We start from the raw sequence: 17899 nt of genomic DNA on the forward strand, positions 1-17899 counted from the left end.
CCGTGGCCGTACGACACCGCGCGGCCATGTCCCCCGTCCGCGCCGTCCGCGTACGCCTCGCCATCCGGACCGGCGAAACCCCCGTCACCCGCCCCGCCCCGCTCACGCGGAGCGTCCGGGTAGGCGTACTCGGACCAGTCGGTTCGCCGTGTCATGGATCAGCTCTTGGCAGCCGGGACCTTGGTCTTGGCCGCCTTGGCCGCCGGAGCGGGCACGGTCTTCGCCGCGTCGTCCGAGGAGGCGGTGGCGGAGACGGCGGTGGCGTCCGCACCCGGCTCGGCTGTCGGCTCCTCCGGCCGCACGCCCACGCCCAGCTTCTCCTTGATCTTCTTCTCGATCTCGTTGGCCAGGTCGGGGTTGTCCTTCAGGAAGTTGCGCGCGTTCTCCTTGCCCTGGCCGAGCTGGTCGCCCTCGTACGTGTACCAGGCGCCGGCCTTGCGGACGAAGCCGTGCTCCACGCCCATGTCGATCAGACCGCCCTCGCGGCTGATGCCCTGGCCGTAGAGGATGTCGAACTCGGCCTGCTTGAAGGGCGGCGCGACCTTGTTCTTGACGACCTTGCAGCGGGTGCGGTTGCCGACCGCCTCCGTGCCGTCCTTCAGGGTCTCGATGCGGCGGATGTCGATGCGCACCGAGGCGTAGAACTTCAGCGCCCGGCCACCGGTGGTGGTCTCCGGGGAGCCGAACATCACGCCGATCTTCTCGCGGAGCTGGTTGATGAAGATGGCCGTGGTCTTGGACTGGTTGAGCGCGCTGGTGATCTTCCGCAGCGCCTGGCTCATCAGACGGGCCTGCAGACCCACGTGGCTGTCGCCCATCTCGCCCTCGATCTCCGCGCGCGGGACGAGCGCGGCGACGGAGTCGATGACGATGAGGTCGAGGGCGCCGGAGCGGACCAGCATGTCCACGATCTCCAGGGCCTGCTCGCCGTTGTCCGGCTGGGAGAGGATCAGGTTGTCGATGTCGACGCCCAGCTTGCGCGCGTACTCGGGGTCGAGGGCGTGCTCCGCGTCCACGAACGCGACCTGGCCGCCCGCCTTCTGGGCGTTGGCCACCGCGTGCAGGGTCAGGGTCGTCTTGCCGGAGGACTCCGGTCCGTAGACCTCGACGACACGGCCGCGCGGCAGGCCGCCGACGCCGAGGGCCACGTCGAGCGCGGTCGACCCGGTCGGGATGACCTCGATGGGCTCCATCGACCGGTCGCCCATGCGCATGACCGCGCCCTTGCCGAATTGCCGTTCAATCTGTGCGAGTGCGGCATCCAGGGCCTTCTCGCGGTCGGTTCCTGCCATGGGTTCCACCCGATTTGCTTGAGTCGATCGCTTCACGTCAAAGACGCTAACGCCTGCCACTGACAATGCGCCCCGACGCCCGTCCGGCCTGTGGATAACTCGGGTACTTATCTGTCAAAAACGTTTCGAATCACCCGTGGAGAGCCTCGCCGGAGCCTCCATGAGAATGGATGTTCGATTTTAGTGTCAAGCGCACCACGCGGCGCCCCCGAGACTCTGTCAACCCACCGACAGCCCGGGCTGCTCCCGGCGGCGTACGACGGATGCCTTCGACGGGACGACGACCGGGAGGGGGCTGTCCCGGAAGGCTCAGGGGCATGAGGACCGAGAAGAGCACCCGAGGGAGCGGCGAAGCAGCGCGGCGCCCTGCCGACGTCGCGGCACCGGCCGTACCGCTCACACGGTTTCCCGGCTTGCGCCCGGTGGAGCGTCTCTGTCACGCCGTCGGGCTCCTGTTGGTCCTCTCCGGCCTCTCGCATCTGCTGGTGTTCGCCGTCGACGGCGGCCCCTGGTACGGGCCCGTCTCCTGGCGCAAGCCGGTGACCTTCGGGCTGTCCTTCGGGGCGACCCTGATCGCGGTCACCTGGGTCACGTCGTATCTCCGCGTCGGACCACGCCTGCGTACCGTGCTGCTCGCCGTGTTCGCGGCCGACTGCGTCGTGGAGGTCGGCGGCATCACCCTCCAGGCCTGGCGCCGGGTGCCCTCGCACCTCGACATGGAGACGCCCTTCGACACCGTCGTGTCGATGACGCTGGCGGTGGGCGGGGGTGTCCTCGTGGTGCTGCTCACGGTGTTCGCGGTGGTCTCGTTCCGGCACCGGCCCGCGGGACCCGCCGGAATGGCGCTCGCCGTGCGTTCCGGGTTCGCGATCCTGCTCGTCGCGCTCACCTCGGGCGCCGCGATGATCGCGCACGGTGTGGTGCTCACCCGTACCGGCCACCAGGAGGCGGCGTACCACTCGACGGCCCCGCTCAAGCCCCTGCACGGCGTCAGCCTCCATGCCGTCCTGGTGCTGCCCGCGCTGGCCTGGCTGCTGTCCCGTACCTCGTGGAGCGAGCCCACCCGGCTGCGGCTGGTGGCCGCGGCGACCGGCTGCTACGTGCTCGCCGTCCTCGCCGCCGGCGTGTGGGCCGTCCTCACCTACTGAGTCTCGTCAGCCAGTCCGGTCGGCTCCCGCCCCCGGGAGGAGTCCTCGCCGCGCTCCCCCGCCTCGTCCCGTACCGCTCCCGTCCGCGCGGTCCACAGCTGTCTGGCGCGCGCGAAGAGGCCGCTACCCGAACCGCCTCCGCGGTGGCCGTGGACCCGGGGATCGTCGGTGACCGCGTACCGCTTCACGTACGCCCCCAGGAACGCCTGCAGCGTGGCGACCGCCGGGATGGCTATCAGTGCGCCCACCGCACCGAGGAGCGCCGTGCCGGCGATGACCGAGCCGAAGGCCAGGGCGGGGTGGATGTCGACGGTCTTCGCGGTCAGCTTGGGCTGCAGCATGTAGTTCTCGAACTGCTGGTAGACCACGACGAAGATCAGCACCCACAGCGCGTACCAGGGATCGACGGTGAACGCGATCAGCATGGGCAGGGCGCCCGCGAGATACGTGCCGATCGTCGGGATGAACTGCGAGACCAGGCCCACCCAGACGCCGAGCACGGGCGCGTAGGGCACACCCAGGATCTGCAGCAGGATGTAGTGGGCTATGCCGGAGATGAGCGCCATCAGGCCGCGTGAGTAGAGATACCCGCCCGTCTTGTCGACGGCTATCTCCCACGCGCGGAGCACCTCGGCCTGCCGCGCGGGCGGCAGTACGGAACAGATCGCGCGCCGCAGCCGGGGGCCGTCGGCGGCGAAGTAGAACGAGAAGAGCGCGATCGTCAGCAACTGGAAGAGGCCGCCCAGGACCTGGGCGGAGACGTTCAGGACACCGGTGGCGCTGTGCTGCACGTAGTTGCGCAGCCAGGTGGAGCGGAGCAGACCCTGCTGGACGTCCACCCGCTTGAGGTGGGTGTGGAAGTGGGTGTTGATCCAATTGATGACCGCGTCGAGATAGTCCGGGAAGTTCTCGACGATCTTGATGATCTGGCCCGCCAGCATCGAGCCGAGCAGGGTGACGAAGCCCGCCGCGAGGACCATCACGGCGAGGAAGACGATGCCGGTGGCGAGCCCCCGGCGCATGCCGCGCGAGGCCATCCAGCTCACCGCGGGCTCGATGGCGAGGGCCAGGAAGAACGCGATGAGGAGATTGATGAGCAGCCCGGTCAGCTGGTGGAAGGCCCAAGTACCCAGCTGGAAGGCGGCGTAGAGAGCGAGCACCAGCACCACGGCCCGCGGCAGCCAGCGGGGCATGGCGGCGCTCGACCTGTCACCGCCGTCGGCCGGGCGGTCGGGCGGCGTCGTGCCGAACGGGGATGCGTCCTGGGCCGTCGGCCCGGTCTCGTCAGTGGGTGCCACGCGTCAAGTCTCGCCCACCGCTGTGACAATCGGATGCCACCCTGCGATCTTCACGACCGGTCAGCGCTTCTCCCCCGGAACGTCCATGACCGCGCAGACCACGCGCCACACGTCCTTGGCCTCCCAGCCGGCGTTCAGCGCCTCGTGCACCGTGCGTCCGCCGAGCTCCGACATCACGTGGTCGCGCGCGAAGGTGTCGGCGTACCCCGGACCGAAGTGATCCGCCATCCGCTCCCAGAAGACCGTCAACCGCATGCCTCCAGTATCCCGCCCCTGAGGGTGGGCCTGAGCCGGGACCACTTGCCGAGACCGCTTTCCGTCCTACGGTCTGTCGCATGTCCGAAACAGGAGCTTCCCCACTCCCCGCCACGCCCCCGGCGCACTCCCCGCTCTTCCGCGCCGAGCACTTCGTCTGGCTCACCGCGCGCGTGCTCGAGCAGCGCGTCTTCGCACACCACTTCCTGAACGCAAGCGCCGACCCGGTGGAGACCGCACTGGACGCCTACCGCAATGAGGACGGCGGTTACGGCCACGCCCTGGAGCCCGATCTGCGCGGCCCGGTCAGCCAGCCGCTGCACACCGGGCACGCGCTGCGCGTCCTGGACGCCATCGGGCGCTGCGGCGGACAGCGGGTGGAGCACGTGTGCCGTTATCTGACCTCCGTCTCCACCAAGGACGGCGCGCTCCCGGCGATCCACCCCAGCCAGCGCGGCTACCCGGCGGCCCCGTTCATGCCGATCGTGGACGACCCGCCGAGCGAACTGCTCGCCACCGGGCCGGTGGTGGGCCTGCTGCACCGCAACGAGGTGTGGCACGCCTGGCTGTTCCGGGCCACCGACTACTGCTGGCAGGCGATCGACTCCCTGCGGGAGTCGCACCCGTACGAGGTCGAGGCCGCCGTGGCCTTCCTGGACTCCGCTCCCGACCGCCCGCGCGCGGAGGCGGCCGCCGACCGTCTCGGCCGTCTGGTGCGTGAACACCGGCTCGCCGCGCTGGATCCGGGCGACCTCGCCGCGTATCCCGTGGCGCCCGGCTATGCCCCCGGCGAGCATCACTTCCCGCACGACTACGCGAAGACGCCGAGCTCACTGGCGCGCGCGTGGTTCACCGACGACGAGATGGCGCGCTCCCTGGACTTCCTCGCCGACGCTCAGCAGGAGGACGGCGGCTGGCCGGTCCGCTGGCGCCAGTGGGCGCCTGGCACCGCGCTGGAGGCACGCCCCCAGGTGACGATCGAGGCACTGCGCACCCTCAGGGCGCACGGTCGCCTCATCGGCTGACCCCGCCCCGGGGAGGTCACCCGCCCATGGCCCGCACACCGGCGGTGACGAGCACGGCCGCCGCCACGACGAGCAGGAAGGGCGCCCGCAGCACCAACGCGCCTGCGGCCGCGGCGATCCCCGCCAGCCTCGCGTCGAGCACCAGCTGGTGCCCGTCGGCGAACGTCTGCTGGGCGGTCAGCGCGGCCAGCAGGGCCACCGGCAACAGCGCGGCCAGCCGCCGCACGAGCGGGCGCTCCAGAGTGCCCGCGGGCACGAGCAGGCCGATGAGCTTGACGGCGTAACAACCGAGCGCGGTGGCGCCGATCGCGATCCAGGTGTTCAACGACTCTCCTCTTCCGCGTGGTCGTCATGGGCGGCGTCGCCTGGAGTCCCCTTGCGCCGTCCCTCCAGGAAGAGGACGGCAGGGGCGGCGAGCGCGGCCACCAGGACGGGTGCGCCGGCGGGCAGCACCGGCAGCAGGCCGAGCCCCAGCAGGACGGCGAGGCCCGCGACGGCACGCTCGGTGGTGGTCCTGAGCATCGGCGCGAGCAGCGCCAGGAACACGGCGGGCCCGGCGGCGTCGAGTCCCCACGCGTCCGTGTCCCCGATGGCCTGAGCACCGAGTGCGCCGAGCAGAGTGGTCAGGTTCCACAGCAGGTACAGGCTCAGCCCGGTGACCGTGAACCCGATCCGGGCACTGCGCCGCGTCGGCTGCGCGAGCGCCACGGCGGTCGTCTCGTCGATGACCCACTGGGCGGCGAACGGCCGTACCGCGCGCGGGAGGGCCAGCAACTGCGAGAGACGCAGCCCGTAGAAGGCGTTGCGGACCCCCAGGAAAAAGGCGCCGGCGGCGGCCGTGAGCGGGTTGCCACCCGCCGCGAGCGCGCCCACGAGCGCGAACTGGGACGCCCCGGTGAACACCAGGAGGCTGAGCACACAGGCCTGCAACACCGTGACCCCGCTCCCGGCCGCGGTCACCCCGAAGGCGAAGCCGGACAGTCCTACGGCGACGCCTACTCCGAGGGCGTCCCGGACGACGGCGGCGTCGGGCTTGTCCTCGCCCCGGACGTCTGCGAAAGCTGTCTGTTCTGCCACCCGTCCGACGGTACGAGCAGCCCCTGCGGAGCGTCTTGTACGTTCTTGCGCTCCCGCTGGTAGGCACCCGGAGGCACTCCCACGATCCGGGCGAAGTGCCTGTTCAGATGCGGTTGATCGGTGAATCCCACGGCGACGGCCGCCTCCGAGGGCGGCGTGCCTGCGTCCAGCAGCCGGCGCGCCCTGCGCACCCGGGCGTCGGTCAGCCAGGCGTGGGGCGGCATCCCGTACGCGTCCCGGAACGCCCGCAGCAGAGCGAAGGGACTGGTCCCGAGATCGGCCGCGAGCCCCTCCAGGGTAGGCGGCCCGGCCATCCGCTCCTCCAGCACGGCACGCGCGCGTGAGGCGATCCGGCCGCCCGCCGTCCGCACCGCCCGCTGCGGCAGGGGACCGCCGTTGAGCCGCAGCAACCTGGTCACGGCCACCCTCAACAGGGTGTCGGCGGCCAACGCGTTCCCTTCGTCCGCGGCCCGCAGCACCTGGTGCACCAGCCCTACGGAATAGGGGTCGTCGAGCACCGGACTGACGAACCCCGGGGTCCCGCGCAGGGTGGTGGTCTCGGCAGCGATCTCCGCGACCACTTCCGGCGACGGATAGACGGCGCCGTACCGCCACCCCTCCGGCACCCCGGCCCGTCCGGTGTGCGGTGTGTCGGGATTGACCAGGGCGAGTGTCCCCGCGCCCGCGTACTGATCGGCCCCGCGGTGGTGGAAGACCTCGGCCCCGTCCGCGATGGCCGCGATCACGAAGTGCTCGTGGGTGTGCCGCACGAACGCCTTGCGGATGTACCGGGCCCGCAGCAGATCGACTCCCGGCAACTCGGCGTACCGCCAGTGCCGTGCCACCTCACTGCCCGAACCCGCCACACCCCCATTCTCGGCGAGACCGACGAAGCCTGGCGAACCCATTACGACCCGCGACGGCCCGCGACGACCCTGGATGACCGGCTACGGCCCGCCCAGCCGGGGTCCCGGCAAAGGGCCCAGATCACACGGCCAACCGCGAGGCCCCCGATCAGCGGCGCCACACCGCGAGGCCCCCACCATGGGCCCTACCGCCAGAGCCCGGACCGCCCTCGGCTACACCCCACACCCCGACCGCCCACGGCCACGCCACCTCGCCCCCCGACCACCCGCCGACCGCCGACCGCCGACCGCCGACCGAGCCCCCGACCCACCACCCCGGCGGCGCGAACCCGCAGGTCAGGGTCATTGTCAGTGCCCGGGTGCAGGATGGATGCATGGTCAGCTCCGCACACCGAGCCCTGGACGGCTTCTCCCCCGCGACCCGCGGTTGGTTCACGGGGGCCTTCTCCGCGCCCACCGCGGCCCAGGCGGGCGCGTGGAACGCCATCAGAGAGGGCTCGGACGTGCTGGTGGTCGCCCCCACCGGTTCCGGCAAGACACTTGCCGCGTTTCTCGCCGCCCTGGACCAGCTGGCCTCGACGCCCCCGCCGGCGGACCCGAGGAAGCGCTGCCGGGTGCTGTACGTCTCGCCTCTCAAGGCCCTCGCGGTCGACGTGGAGCGCAACCTCCGCAGCCCCCTGACCGGCATCCGCCAGGAGTCCGTCCGGCTGGGCCTGCCCGAGCCCGAGGTCAAGGTAGGCATCCGCTCCGGCGACACCCCGCCCGCGGAGCGCCGCGCCCTGTCCACCCGCCCGCCGGACATCCTGATCACCACCCCGGAGTCCCTGTTCCTGATGCTGACGTCGGCGACCCGCCACGCGCTGACCGGCATCGAGACGGTGATCCTCGACGAGGTGCATGCGGTGGCCGGCACCAAGCGCGGCGCCCACCTCGCCCTCTCCCTGGAGCGCCTCGACGAGCTCCTGCCGAAGCCGGCCCGCCGCATCGGCCTCTCGGCGACCGTCCGCCCGGTCGACGAGGTCGCCCGGTACCTCTCGCCGCGCCGCAAGGTGGAGATCGTCCAGCCGAAGTCGGGCAAGGAGTTCGACCTCTCGGTGGTCGTCCCCGTGGAGGACCTGGGCGAGCTGGGCGGCTCCCCGGTCGCCGACGGCTCGGAAGGCCAGGAGCGCCCCTCCATCTGGCCGCATGTCGAGGAGCGGATCACCGACCTGGTCCAGGGCCACCGCTCGACGATCGTGTTCGCGAACTCCCGCCGTCTCGCGGAACGCCTGTGCAACCGGCTCAACGAGATCGCGTACGAGCGCGCCACCGGCGAACCCCTCGACGAGCACCACGCCCCGGCCGAGCTCATGGGCGGTTCGGGCGCGGCCCAGGGGGCCCCGCCGGTCATCGCGCGCGCCCACCACGGCTCGGTCTCCAAGGAGCAGCGGGCCCTGGTCGAGGAGGACCTCAAGGCGGGCCGCCTCCCTGCCGTGGTGGCGACCTCCAGCCTCGAACTCGGCATCGACATGGGCGCGGTCGACCTCGTCGTGCAGGTCGAATCACCCCCCTCCGTGGCCTCCGGCCTCCAGCGCGTGGGACGAGCGGGCCACCAGGTCGGCGCGGTCTCCACGGGCGTGGTCTTCCCGAAGTACCGCGGCGACCTCGTTCAGGCGGCCGTGGTCACCGAGCGCATGCGCACCGGTTCCATCGAGTCCCTGAAGGTCCCGGCCAACCCCCTGGACGTCCTGGCCCAGCAACTGGTGGCCATGACGGCGCTGGACACCTGGCAGGTCGACGACCTGCTCGCCACGGTCCGCCGGGCGGCCCCCTTCGCCTCACTCCCGGAGTCGGCCTTCACGGCGACCCTGGACATGCTCGCCGGCCGCTACCCCTCGGACGCGTTCGCCGAGCTGCGCCCGCGTGTGGTCTGGGACCGCGTCACCGGCACGGTCACCGGCCGCCCCGGTGCCCAGCGCCTCGCCGTCACCTCCGGAGGCACGATCCCGGACCGCGGGCTGTTCGGTGTCTTCCTGGCCGGGTCCGACCCGAAGAAGGGTGGTGGCCGGGTCGGCGAGCTGGACGAGGAGATGGTCTACGAGTCCCGGGTGGGCGACGTCTTCACGCTGGGCACCAGTTCCTGGCGCATCGAGGACATCACGCGCGACCGCGTCCTGGTCTCCCCCGCGCCGGGAGTGCCGGGCCGGCTCCCCTTCTGGAAGGGCGACCAGCTCGGCCGGCCGCTCGAACTGGGCCGGGCGGTGGGCCAGTTCCTTCGCGAGGTGGGTTCGCTGCCCAAGGAGGACGCCCGGCTGCGCCTCCTCGCGGCGGGCCTGGACGCCTGGGCCGCCGACAATGTCCTGTCGTACCTGGACGAGCAGCGCGAGGCCTGCGGCCATGTCCCGGACGACCGGACGATCGTCGTCGAGCGCTTCCGGGACGAGCTGGGTGACTGGCGGGTCGTCGTCCACTCCCCCTTCGGCGCCCAGGTGCACGCCCCGTGGGCGCTCGCCCTCGGCGCCAAGCTCTCCGAGCGCTACGGCATGGACGCCCAGGTGATGCACGCCGACGACGGCATCGTGCTGCGCCTGCCGGACGCCGATCTGATGGGCCTGGACCTGCTCGACCAGGAGCCCATGAAGGCGGGCACGGAGTACGACGCGGAACAGGCACCGGTCGGCGCGGCGGACGTCGTCTTCGACAAGGGCGAGGTCGACCAGATCGTCACCGATCAAGTGGGCGGCTCGGCCCTGTTCGCCTCCCGCTTCCGCGAGTGCGCCGCCCGCGCGCTGCTTCTGCCCAAGCGCAACCCCGGCAAGCGCACCCCGCTGTGGCAGCAGCGCCAGCGTGCCGCCCAACTGCTGGAGGCCGCCAGCGAGTTCGGCTCGTTCCCGATCGTCCTGGAGGCCGTCCGCGAGTGCCTGCAGGACGTCTTCGACGTCCCCGGTCTCGTGGAGCTGATGGGCGACCTGGAGTCCCGCAAGGTGCGACTGGTCGAGGTCACCACTCCCGAGCCGTCCCCCTTCGCCCGCTCGCTCCTGTTCGGGTACGTGGCCCAGTTCCTCTACGAAGGGGACTCTCCGCTCGCCGAGCGCCGTGCCGCCGCCCTGTCGCTGGACTCGAGGCTGCTGGCCGAGCTGCTGGGCCAGGCGGAGCTGCGCGAACTCCTCGACGCCGAGGTGCTGACCGAGCTGGATCGGGAGCTGCAATGGCTCACCGAGGACCGGCGGGTGAAGGACGCCGAGGGCGTCGCCGACGTCCTGCGCCTCCTCGGCCCGCTGACCGACGCCGAGCTGGCCGAGCGCGGGGCGGAGCCGCAGTGGGCCCAGGAGCTGGCGGGCGCCCGCCGCGTGATCCGGGTGCGTATCGGCGGCGGCGAGCACTGGGCGGCGATCGAGGACGCGGGCCGGCTGCGCGACGCGCTCGGCACGGCCCTGCCGGTCGGTGTGCCGGAAGCCTTCATGGAACCGGTCAAGGACCCGCTGGGCGATCTCCTCGCCCGCTACGCCCGCACTCACGGCCCCTTCACGTCGGCCACGGCCGCGGCCCGTTTCGGCCTGGGCGTGGCGGTCACGGAAGGCGCCCTGCAGCGGCTCACCGCGGGCGGCCGTGTCGTACAGGGCGAGTTCCATCCGGCGGGCATCGGCCAGGAGTGGTGTGACGCGACCGTGCTGCGCAGGCTGCGCCGCCGCTCCCTGGCTGCCCTTCGCCACGAACTCGAACCGGTGGCTCCGCAGGCCCTCGCCCAGTTCCTCCCCCAGTGGCAGCACATCGGCAAGGGCCACGCGCTGCGCGGCATCGACGGACTGGTGCGGGCGGTCGAGCAGTTGCAGGGCGCGTCCGTGCCCGCCTCGGCCCTGGAGAGGCTGGTCCTGCCGTCCCGCGTCACCAACTACACCCCGGCGATGCTGGACGAGCTCACCGCGGCCGGTGAGCTCGTCTGGGCGGGCGCGGGCGCCCTGCCGGGCAAGGACGGCTGGGTCTCCCTCTACCTGGCGGACGCGGCCCCTCTGCTGCTGCCCCCGCCGCACCCCCTGGAGCTGACGGCGCTGCACGAATCCGTCCTGACCGCCCTGTCCGGCGGCTACGGCTTGTTCTTCCGCCAGATCGCCGACCAGGTCCGCGCGACCACGCACCCCGACGTGACCGATCCCCAACTGGCCGACGCCGTCTGGGACCTGGCCTGGTCCGGCCGGCTGACGAACGACACCCTCACCCCCATGCGGTCCCTGCTCGGATCGGGCCGCACCGCGGGCTCGACGGCCCACCGCGCCAAGCGAGCGGTCCCGCGCGGCCGCTACGGCTCCCTGACCGCGGCCGCCCGTCCCGCCTCCCGCAGCGGCCCGCCCACGGTCGCCGGCCGCTGGTCCCTGCTCCCGACCCGGGAGGCCGACACGACGGTCCGCGCGCACGCGCTCGCCCGCACCCTCCTCGACCGGCACGGCGTGGTCACCCGGGGGGCCGTCGCCGCCGAGGGCGTCGAGGGCGGCTTCTCGGCGACGTACCGCATCCTGTCGGCGTTCGAGGACAGCGGGCAGGCCCGGCGCGGCTATGTGGTGGAGGGACTCGGCGCCGCCCAGTTCGCGATGGACGGCGCGGTGGACCGCCTCCGCGCGGTGTCCAACGCCCGCGACCGGGGCGAAGCCCTGCCCCAGCCGCCCGCCGACGGCACCCCGGGAGACAGCGCCTTCGGCTCCCCCCACGCCTTCACCCCGCCGGGCGACCGCGCGGCCGACGGTGACACCCCGCTCGGCCACACCCCCTACGGCGCCGACTTCCCCGACTCCTTCGACTGGACGGACGCCTTCGACAACGCGGACGGCGCCGCCCCGAGCGGCGACCGGACTGACGCAAGCCGTCCCGGCCTCGACGACGACTTCGGCTTCCCGCGCACCCCGTCGAGGGACGAATACGTCTCCCCACGCGACTTCCCCCGCGACCTCTCCTCCCCAGGAGCGGGCGGCCCGCGAGGCGGCTCAGTCTCCCCCTTCGGTTCCTACGACTCGTACGGCGCCGCCCTCCCCAACCGGCGCCGCACGCCCGACAACCGGGCCGTGGTCCTGGCCGCCGCCGACCCGGCCAACGCCTACGGCGCCGCTCTCCCCTGGCCGGAGCCCCCGACCGGCGCGGGTCACAAGCCGGGCCGCAAGGCGGGCTCCCTGGTCGTGCTCGTCGACGGTGAGCTGACCCTCTACATGGAGCGCGGCGGGAAGACCCTGCTGGCCTGGCCCGCGGAACCCGACGGCACAGCGACCGACGACCCCCGGCTGCGGACGGCCGCCGAGGCCCTCGCCGCGGCCGCCCGCGCGGGCTCCCTCGGCACGGTCACGGTCGAGCGGGTGAACGGCGCCTCGGCCCTCACCTCCCCCATCGGCGCCCTCCTGGAAGGAGCGGGCTTCATCGCGACGCCCCGTGGGCTGCGGCTGCGGGCGTGACCAGCACACCGCTCCGGTCCACCGGCTCGTGCCACCCTTGACCCATGCCCGAAGGAGACACGGTCTGGCAGACCGCGAGACGCCTGCACGGCGCCCTCGCGGGCAAGGTGCTGACCCGCAGCGACCTCCGGGTGCCGAAGTACGCCACGGCGGACCTCACGGGCCGTACGGTCCTTGACGTCACCCCGCGCGGCAAGCACCTCCTGACCCGTGTCGAGGGCGGGCTGACCCTCCACTCCCATCTGAAGATGGACGGGGCCTGGAAGGTGTTCGCCAACGGCCTGCGCTGGACCGGCGGCCCGTCCCATCAGATCCGCGTCATCCTCGGCAACGAGGACCGCACGGCCGTCGGCTACCGCCTGCCCGTCCTGGAGCTCATGCGCACCTCGGACGAACAGCGCGTCGTCGGGCACCTCGGCCCCGACCTCCTCGGCCCGGACTGGAACCCCGAGCGGGCGCTCGCCAACCTGCTCGCCGACCCGGCGCGCCCCCTCGGCGAGGCCCTGCTCGACCAGCGCAATCTCGCCGGCATCGGCAACGTCTACAAGAGCGAGCTGTGCTTCCTGCTCGGCGTCACCCCCTGGCTCCCCGTCGCTGCCCTGCCCGCCGAGCGCGCCGCCAAGCTGCCGGAGTTCGCCAAGATGCTTCTGGAGGCCAACCGCGACCGCCCGGTCCGCAGCACGACCGGCCGGCGCGGTCAGGACCTGTTCGTGTACGGCCGCGCCCCGCGCCCGTGTCTGCGCTGCCGCACCTCGATCCGCGTGGCCGACCAGGGCGACGGCTCCCGCGAGCGCCCCACCTACTGGTGCCCGCACTGCCAGACGGGACCGGCACCGACTACCGGCCCACCCCGCGGAACTCCACGCCGTACGACTAATTGACGACCCGTCAGAAACCCTCGTACCGTCCCCTCATGCCCGTCAAGGCGTACGACCTCACCGGACGCACCGCATTCGTCACCGGGGCCGCCGGCGGCATCGGCCGCGCCTCGGCCGTCCTGCTCGCCGAAGCCGGCGCCACGGTCCACTGCGCCGACCGCGACGCACAGGGCCTGCACGAGACGGCCACCCTGGTCAAGGACGCGGGCGGCACCGCGCACACCCACCACCTCGACGTCACCGACCGGGAGCAACTGGGCCGGGCCGTCGCCTCCTGCGGGCGCCTGGACGTCATGGCGGCGATCGCCGGGATCATGCACAGCAGCCCGGTCCTGGAGACTCGCGACGAGGACCTCGACCGGGTGCTGGACGTCAACTTCAAGGGCGTCCTGTACGCCTGCCAGGAGGCGGCCCGCGCAATGCTCGCCCGAAAGGTGCGCGGCAGCATCGTCACCATGGCGTCCGGCGCCGTCGACACCGGCCGACCGGGGCTGCTGTGCTACGGCGTCGCCAAGGCCGCAGTGGTCCAGCTCACCAGGACCCTGGCGAGCGAGGTCGGCCGACACGGCATCCGGGTCAACGCGGTCGCGCCGGGCTGGACCCGTACGCCCATGACCGACCGGCACGAGGCCCAGGCACAGGCGCAGACCGAGGCGATGATGGCCCGGCTGTCCCCGCTGGCCCGGGTCGGTGAACCGGAGGACGTCGCCCACGCCGTGCTCTACCTGGCCTGCGACGCCTCGTCCTTCGTCACGGGCCAGATCCTGCGTCCGAACGGCGGAGTGGCGATGCCCTGGTAGCGCGGGCCACCGCCCGCCAGGCCGCCCGCCACCGCCCCGCCCCCAGCGCCCCTTCCGCCCGGGCCTTCGGCACACAGTGCACCGGCAGCAGGCTGAGCCCCCACCCGCCTGCTGCCACCGCCCCCTCCAGCACTCCGGCACCGGGCGTGAAGGCGAGCCGCAGCACGGCCCACCACCACAGCGCCCCGAACCCGAGAAGCGCCCCCCAGCGCGCTGCCGGCCGTGCCATGGACCACCTCCAGCCCCGAAGCTAGACCGCCGCCGCCACCGACGGGGAGGGCGCACCAACGGCACAGGGGCGCACCGCTCACCATGGGGAGCCACAGTCCCGGGCCTGTCCCGCGACAACGCGCCACAGGCCTCCACCTTGACCGCCCCTCGCCACCCCGGCAAACGGACCGGCACGGCCGTAGCGGCCCCGGGCCAGGGTCACGGAGGAAGAAGACCCCGAACAGCACGAAAACCCCGACCGCACCTCTCCAGGTCTCCCTGGAGAAGCCCCGGCCGGGGCCCCGCACACTTTTTCGGTGCCGGTCAGCGCCTCGTCGGTCTACACCCGCGTGAGAGTCACGCGGCGACCACGTCCACCGCCTCCGCGGGCGCCTTGATGGTCACCCGTTCCGGTGGCACACCGGTCACCGAGACGGAACCCAGCATCGGACGGACCGGTGCCGGGACGGGCTCGGTGGCCGCAGCAGACTGGGCCAGCTCGGCGAGGGCGAGTTCGTCGCTCACTTCTCGCATGAGCTCGGACATCCGTACGTCCAGCGCGTCGCAGATGGCGGCGAGCAGTTCGGAGGAAGCCTCCTTCTGCCCCCGCTCCACCTCGGAGAGATAGCCGAGTGAGACTCGGGCGGACGAGGAGACTTCGCGCAGAGTACGGCCCTGGCGTTGGCGCTGCCGACGCAGCACGTCACCCAGCAGGCGACGGAGCAGAATCATCGGTGGCTCCCTCCTCGGACCGCGTAGCCGCATCCTTCTCGCCCCACCGTACCGCCTCGCGCCGCGGCCGTGCGGGGAGCGATGTCGTGTTCACTCAGGGCTGCAAACATCAAAACCCCCCGTTCTGTTCCGTATCCTGTGCCCGCTCATTCCCATTGTGTTCGCCCGCGAGCTCCCTCAGGAGCAGTGCGAGTACGCTCCGTACACTCTCTCTACGAATTTCCGCGCGGTCGCCGTTCAACCGCAGGGCCAGTACTTTTCCGCCACCGGCAGAACCGGGAACCGTCGCGAACGGCCCGTCGACGGCCACGAACACCGTCCCGACGGGCTGTTTGTCCTGCGGCTCCGGGCCCGCGACACCGGTCGTCGCGATGCCCCAGTCGGCGCCGAGCGCCTTGCGCACGCCGGTCGCCATCTGGCTCGCGACCTGCGCGTCCACCGCTCCGCGAGCGGCCAGCAGGGGGGCGTCGACGCCCAGCAGGTCGTGCTTGAGCTCGGTGGCGTAGGCGGTCACCGAACCGCGGAAGACCTTGGACGCCCCGGGTACCGCTGTGATGTCCGCCGCAACGAGCCCGCCGGTGAGGGACTCGGCGACGGCGAGGGTCTCGCCCCTCACGGTCAGTAGTCGCACCACGTCGGCGGCCCGGGAACTCACGCTTCCGCCTCCTCCAACGCGGCCCTGCGCTCGGCGATTCCCCGCCTGCGCAGCACAATGGCCTGTCTCACATAGTCCAGCCCGGTCACCACGGTCAGGACGACCGCCACGGCCATCACCCAGAACCTCAGGGTGGCCAGCCACCCCGTCAGCGCCAGGACGTACATCCCGACGGCCACGCCCTGCGTGAGCGTCTTCAGCTTGCCGCCGCGGCTGGCCGGGATGACGCCGTACCGGATGACAAGGAAACGCAGGAGCGTGATCCCCAGTTCCCGGCCGAGGATGACGATCGTCACCCACCACGGCAGGTCGCCCAGCGAGGAGAGACAGATCAGCGCCGCCCCCATGATCGCCTTGTCGGCGATGGGGTCGGCGATCTTCCCGAAGTCGGTGACGAGGTCGTAGGTGCGCGCCAGATGCCCGTCGAACAGGTCGGTGATCATGGCGACGGCGAAGGCGGCCCAGGCGACGGAGCGCCAGGCCGGGTCGTATCCGCCGTCGGCCAGCATCAAGGCGACGAAGGCGGGGACCAGGAGCAGCCGGAGCATGGTCAGCAGATTGGCGATGTTCCAGACGCTGGCCTGGTCGACGGCCGCGGCCGCGATCTTGCCGCCCCGCGCGGGCTTCGTACCGCCCGCCGCCTCGGCATCGGTGCCGTCGGTCTTCGGAGCACCCGCCTTGGAGGAGCCGTTCGCCGCCGATGCCGGCACTCCGGTCATCTGCCCGCCTCCTCACTACACGCGAGCGAGCCCGTGAGTGGCTCGGCCACCAGGTCGACACCTTCCGTACCGACCACCTTGGCCTCGACGATACGGCCGACGCTCAGTCCCTCGCCGCTCGTGAGCAGCACCTGGCCGTCGGTCTCGGGCGCCTGGTGCGCCCCGCGGCCGTACACGCCCTCCTCGTCCACGGACTCCACGAGCACGTGCACGCTCTCGCCCAGGCGCTCCTCGGCGCGCTGGGAGACGAGCTCCTCCGCCAGCCGGGAGACACGGGCCAGTCGCTCGGCGACGACGTCCTCGTCCAGCTTGTTCTCGTACGTCGCCGCCTCGGTGCCCTCCTCGTCGGAGTACCCGAAGACACCGATGGCGTCCAGCCGCGCGCCGTTCAGGAAGCGCTCGAGCTCCGCCAGGTCGGCCTCGGTCTCGCCGGGGAAGCCGACGATGAAGTTGGAGCGCACTCCCGCCTGGGGCGCCTTGGTCCGGATGGTGTCGAGCAGTTCCAGGAAGCGGTCGGTGTCGCCGAAGCGGCGCATCGAGCGGAGCACGTCGGGCGCGGAGTGCTGGAAGGAGAGGTCGAAGTACGGGGCGACCTTCGGGGTGGAGGTCAGGACGTCGATCAGCCCGGGACGCATCTCGGCGGGCTGGAGGTAGCTGACGCGCACCCGCTCGATGCCGTCGACCTCGGCGAGCTCCGGCAGCAGCGACTCCAGCAGACGGATGTCGCCGAGGTCCTTGCCGTACGAGGTGTTGTTCTCGGAGACCAGCATGATCTCCTTGACGCCCTGCTCGGCCAGCCAGCGTGTCTCGTTCAGGACGTCGCTGGGGCGGCGGGAGATGAAGGAACCCCGGAAGGACGGGATGGCGCAGAAGGAGCAGCGCCGGTCACAGCCCGAGGCGAGCTTCACCGAGGCGACCGGGGAGCCGTCCAGACGGCGGCGCAGGGGCGCGCGCGGGCCGGAGGCGGGCGCGAGGCCCTCCGGGAGGTCCACGGGGCCATGCCCGGGCAGGGCGACCTCGGCGGCCGACTCCTGCCGCTCGGCGGGGCTGATGGGCAGCAGCTTGCGCCGGTCGCGCGGGGTGTGGGAGGCGTGGATGCCGCCGTTGAGGATGGTCTGCAGACGGTCGGAGATGTCCGCGTAGTCGTCGAAGCCGAGCACGCCGTCGGCCTCGGGGAGGGCCTCGGCGAGCTCCTTGCCGTAGCGCTCGGCCATGCAGCCCACCGCCACGACGGCCTGGGTTCTCCCGTGGCCCTTGAGGTCGTTGGCCTCCAGGAGGGCGTCGACGGAGTCCTTCTTGGCGGCCTCGACGAAGCCACAGGTGTTGACGACGGCGACGTCCGCGTCCTCGGCGTCCTCCACGAGCTCCCAGCCGTCCGCCTCCAAGCGGCCTGCGAGCTCCTCCGAGTCCACCTCGTTACGGGCGCAGCCAAGGGTGACGAGTGCGACGGTACGGCGTTCAGGCATGCGCTCAAGACTACTTTGTCTCACTGACAGCCCATGTCGACGGGGCTGGCGATCTTCGCCAGCC

The 17899-nt window shown here is 72.1% G+C and carries 16 protein-coding genes; 5 read left to right on the forward strand and 11 right to left on the reverse strand.

Annotation, left to right across the window (positions count from 1 at the left end; translation table 11 throughout):
• Positions 1–158: 158 nt before the first annotated feature.
• Positions 159–1292 (reverse strand): recombinase RecA, encoded by a 1134-nt coding sequence (recA, locus tag ABZ453_RS46570; RefSeq protein WP_359025467.1) that lies wholly within the window; start codon positions 1290–1292, stop codon positions 159–161.
• Between the two features lie 317 nt (positions 1293–1609).
• Between recA and ABZ453_RS46575 the strand changes: the two genes are divergently transcribed.
• Entirely contained in the window at positions 1610–2440 is an 831-nt protein-coding gene (locus tag ABZ453_RS46575; RefSeq protein ID WP_359025469.1) for a hypothetical protein, read from the forward strand.
• On the opposite strand, the gene ABZ453_RS46580 is transcribed toward ABZ453_RS46575, so the two are convergent.
• Together ABZ453_RS46580 and ABZ453_RS46585 are read right to left on the reverse strand one after the other, a co-directional pair.
• On the reverse strand, positions 2434–3738 hold the full coding sequence (locus tag ABZ453_RS46580) for an AI-2E family transporter (RefSeq protein WP_359025471.1): 1305 nt from the start codon (positions 3736–3738) through the stop codon (positions 2434–2436). The two genes, ABZ453_RS46575 and ABZ453_RS46580, sit on opposite strands and share 7 nt — an antisense overlap.
• Before the next feature lie 60 nt (positions 3739–3798).
• A complete protein-coding gene (locus ABZ453_RS46585) occupies positions 3799–3993 on the reverse strand; it encodes a DUF3046 domain-containing protein (RefSeq protein WP_208780414.1) in 195 nt (64 codons plus the stop codon).
• Positions 3994–4073: 80 nt separating this feature from the next.
• Between ABZ453_RS46585 and ABZ453_RS46590 the strand changes: the two genes are divergently transcribed.
• Complete coding sequence (locus tag ABZ453_RS46590; RefSeq protein WP_359025473.1) at positions 4074–5018, forward strand: hypothetical protein; 945 nt, start codon at positions 4074–4076, stop codon at positions 5016–5018.
• Between the two features lie 16 nt (positions 5019–5034).
• On the opposite strand, the gene ABZ453_RS46595 is transcribed toward ABZ453_RS46590, so the two are convergent.
• Genes ABZ453_RS46595 through ABZ453_RS46605 form a run of 3 tightly spaced genes read right to left on the reverse strand, consistent with a single transcriptional unit; the run spans position 5035 to position 6961 of the window.
• Positions 5035–5343, reverse strand: a complete 309-nt coding sequence (locus ABZ453_RS46595) for an AzlD domain-containing protein (protein WP_359025475.1) — start codon at positions 5341–5343, stop codon at positions 5035–5037.
• Complete coding sequence (locus ABZ453_RS46600) at positions 5340–6095, reverse strand: AzlC family ABC transporter permease (protein WP_359025477.1); 756 nt, start codon at positions 6093–6095, stop codon at positions 5340–5342. The genes ABZ453_RS46595 and ABZ453_RS46600 overlap by 4 nt, the downstream gene beginning before the upstream one ends.
• Entirely contained in the window at positions 6014–6961 is a 948-nt protein-coding gene (locus ABZ453_RS46605; RefSeq protein WP_359025479.1) for an AraC family transcriptional regulator, read from the reverse strand. Before ABZ453_RS46605 ends, ABZ453_RS46600 begins: the two co-directional genes overlap by 82 nt.
• Positions 6962–7335: 374 nt before the next feature.
• Between ABZ453_RS46605 and ABZ453_RS46610 the strand changes: the two genes are divergently transcribed.
• From ABZ453_RS46610 to ABZ453_RS46620, 3 genes are read left to right on the forward strand one after another with little or no spacing between them, the layout of a single operon-like run.
• The gene (locus ABZ453_RS46610; RefSeq protein ID WP_359025481.1) at positions 7336–12375 is read left to right on the forward strand and encodes an ATP-dependent helicase; all 5040 of its coding nucleotides are present in this window, start codon (positions 7336–7338) and stop codon (positions 12373–12375) included.
• Positions 12376–12419: 44 nt separating this feature from the next.
• Positions 12420–13256 (forward strand): DNA-formamidopyrimidine glycosylase family protein, encoded by an 837-nt coding sequence (locus ABZ453_RS46615; RefSeq protein WP_359025483.1) that lies wholly within the window; start codon positions 12420–12422, stop codon positions 13254–13256.
• A gap of 32 nt (positions 13257–13288) precedes the next feature.
• Positions 13289–14053 (forward strand): SDR family NAD(P)-dependent oxidoreductase, encoded by a 765-nt coding sequence (locus ABZ453_RS46620; protein ID WP_359025485.1) that lies wholly within the window; start codon positions 13289–13291, stop codon positions 14051–14053.
• Here ABZ453_RS46620 and ABZ453_RS46625 read toward each other — a convergent pair.
• From ABZ453_RS46625 to rimO, 5 genes are all read right to left on the reverse strand, one after another.
• Positions 14004–14282: a hypothetical protein gene (locus tag ABZ453_RS46625; RefSeq protein ID WP_133046204.1), complete on the reverse strand. Its 279-nt coding sequence runs from the start codon at positions 14280–14282 to the stop codon at positions 14004–14006. The genes ABZ453_RS46620 and ABZ453_RS46625 overlap by 50 nt on opposite strands.
• Positions 14283–14620: 338 nt before the next feature.
• On the reverse strand, positions 14621–14995 hold the full coding sequence (locus tag ABZ453_RS46630) for a helix-turn-helix transcriptional regulator (protein ID WP_127177649.1): 375 nt from the start codon (positions 14993–14995) through the stop codon (positions 14621–14623).
• Between the two features lie 109 nt (positions 14996–15104).
• Positions 15105–15650 (reverse strand): CinA family protein, encoded by a 546-nt coding sequence (locus ABZ453_RS46635; RefSeq protein WP_359025487.1) that lies wholly within the window; start codon positions 15648–15650, stop codon positions 15105–15107.
• The gene (pgsA, locus tag ABZ453_RS46640) at positions 15647–16369 is read right to left on the reverse strand and encodes a CDP-diacylglycerol--glycerol-3-phosphate 3-phosphatidyltransferase (protein ID WP_133046207.1); all 723 of its coding nucleotides are present in this window, start codon (positions 16367–16369) and stop codon (positions 15647–15649) included. The genes ABZ453_RS46635 and pgsA overlap by 4 nt, the downstream gene beginning before the upstream one ends.
• Positions 16366–17835: a 30S ribosomal protein S12 methylthiotransferase RimO gene (gene rimO, locus ABZ453_RS46645; RefSeq protein WP_359025492.1), complete on the reverse strand. Its 1470-nt coding sequence runs from the start codon at positions 17833–17835 to the stop codon at positions 16366–16368. Before rimO ends, pgsA begins: the two co-directional genes overlap by 4 nt.
• Positions 17836–17899 lie beyond the last annotated feature (64 nt).

Source organism: Streptomyces sp. NPDC005799, from assembly GCF_040630525.1.
Taxonomy (GTDB): domain Bacteria; phylum Actinomycetota; class Actinomycetes; order Streptomycetales; family Streptomycetaceae; genus Streptomyces; species Streptomyces griseorubiginosus_B.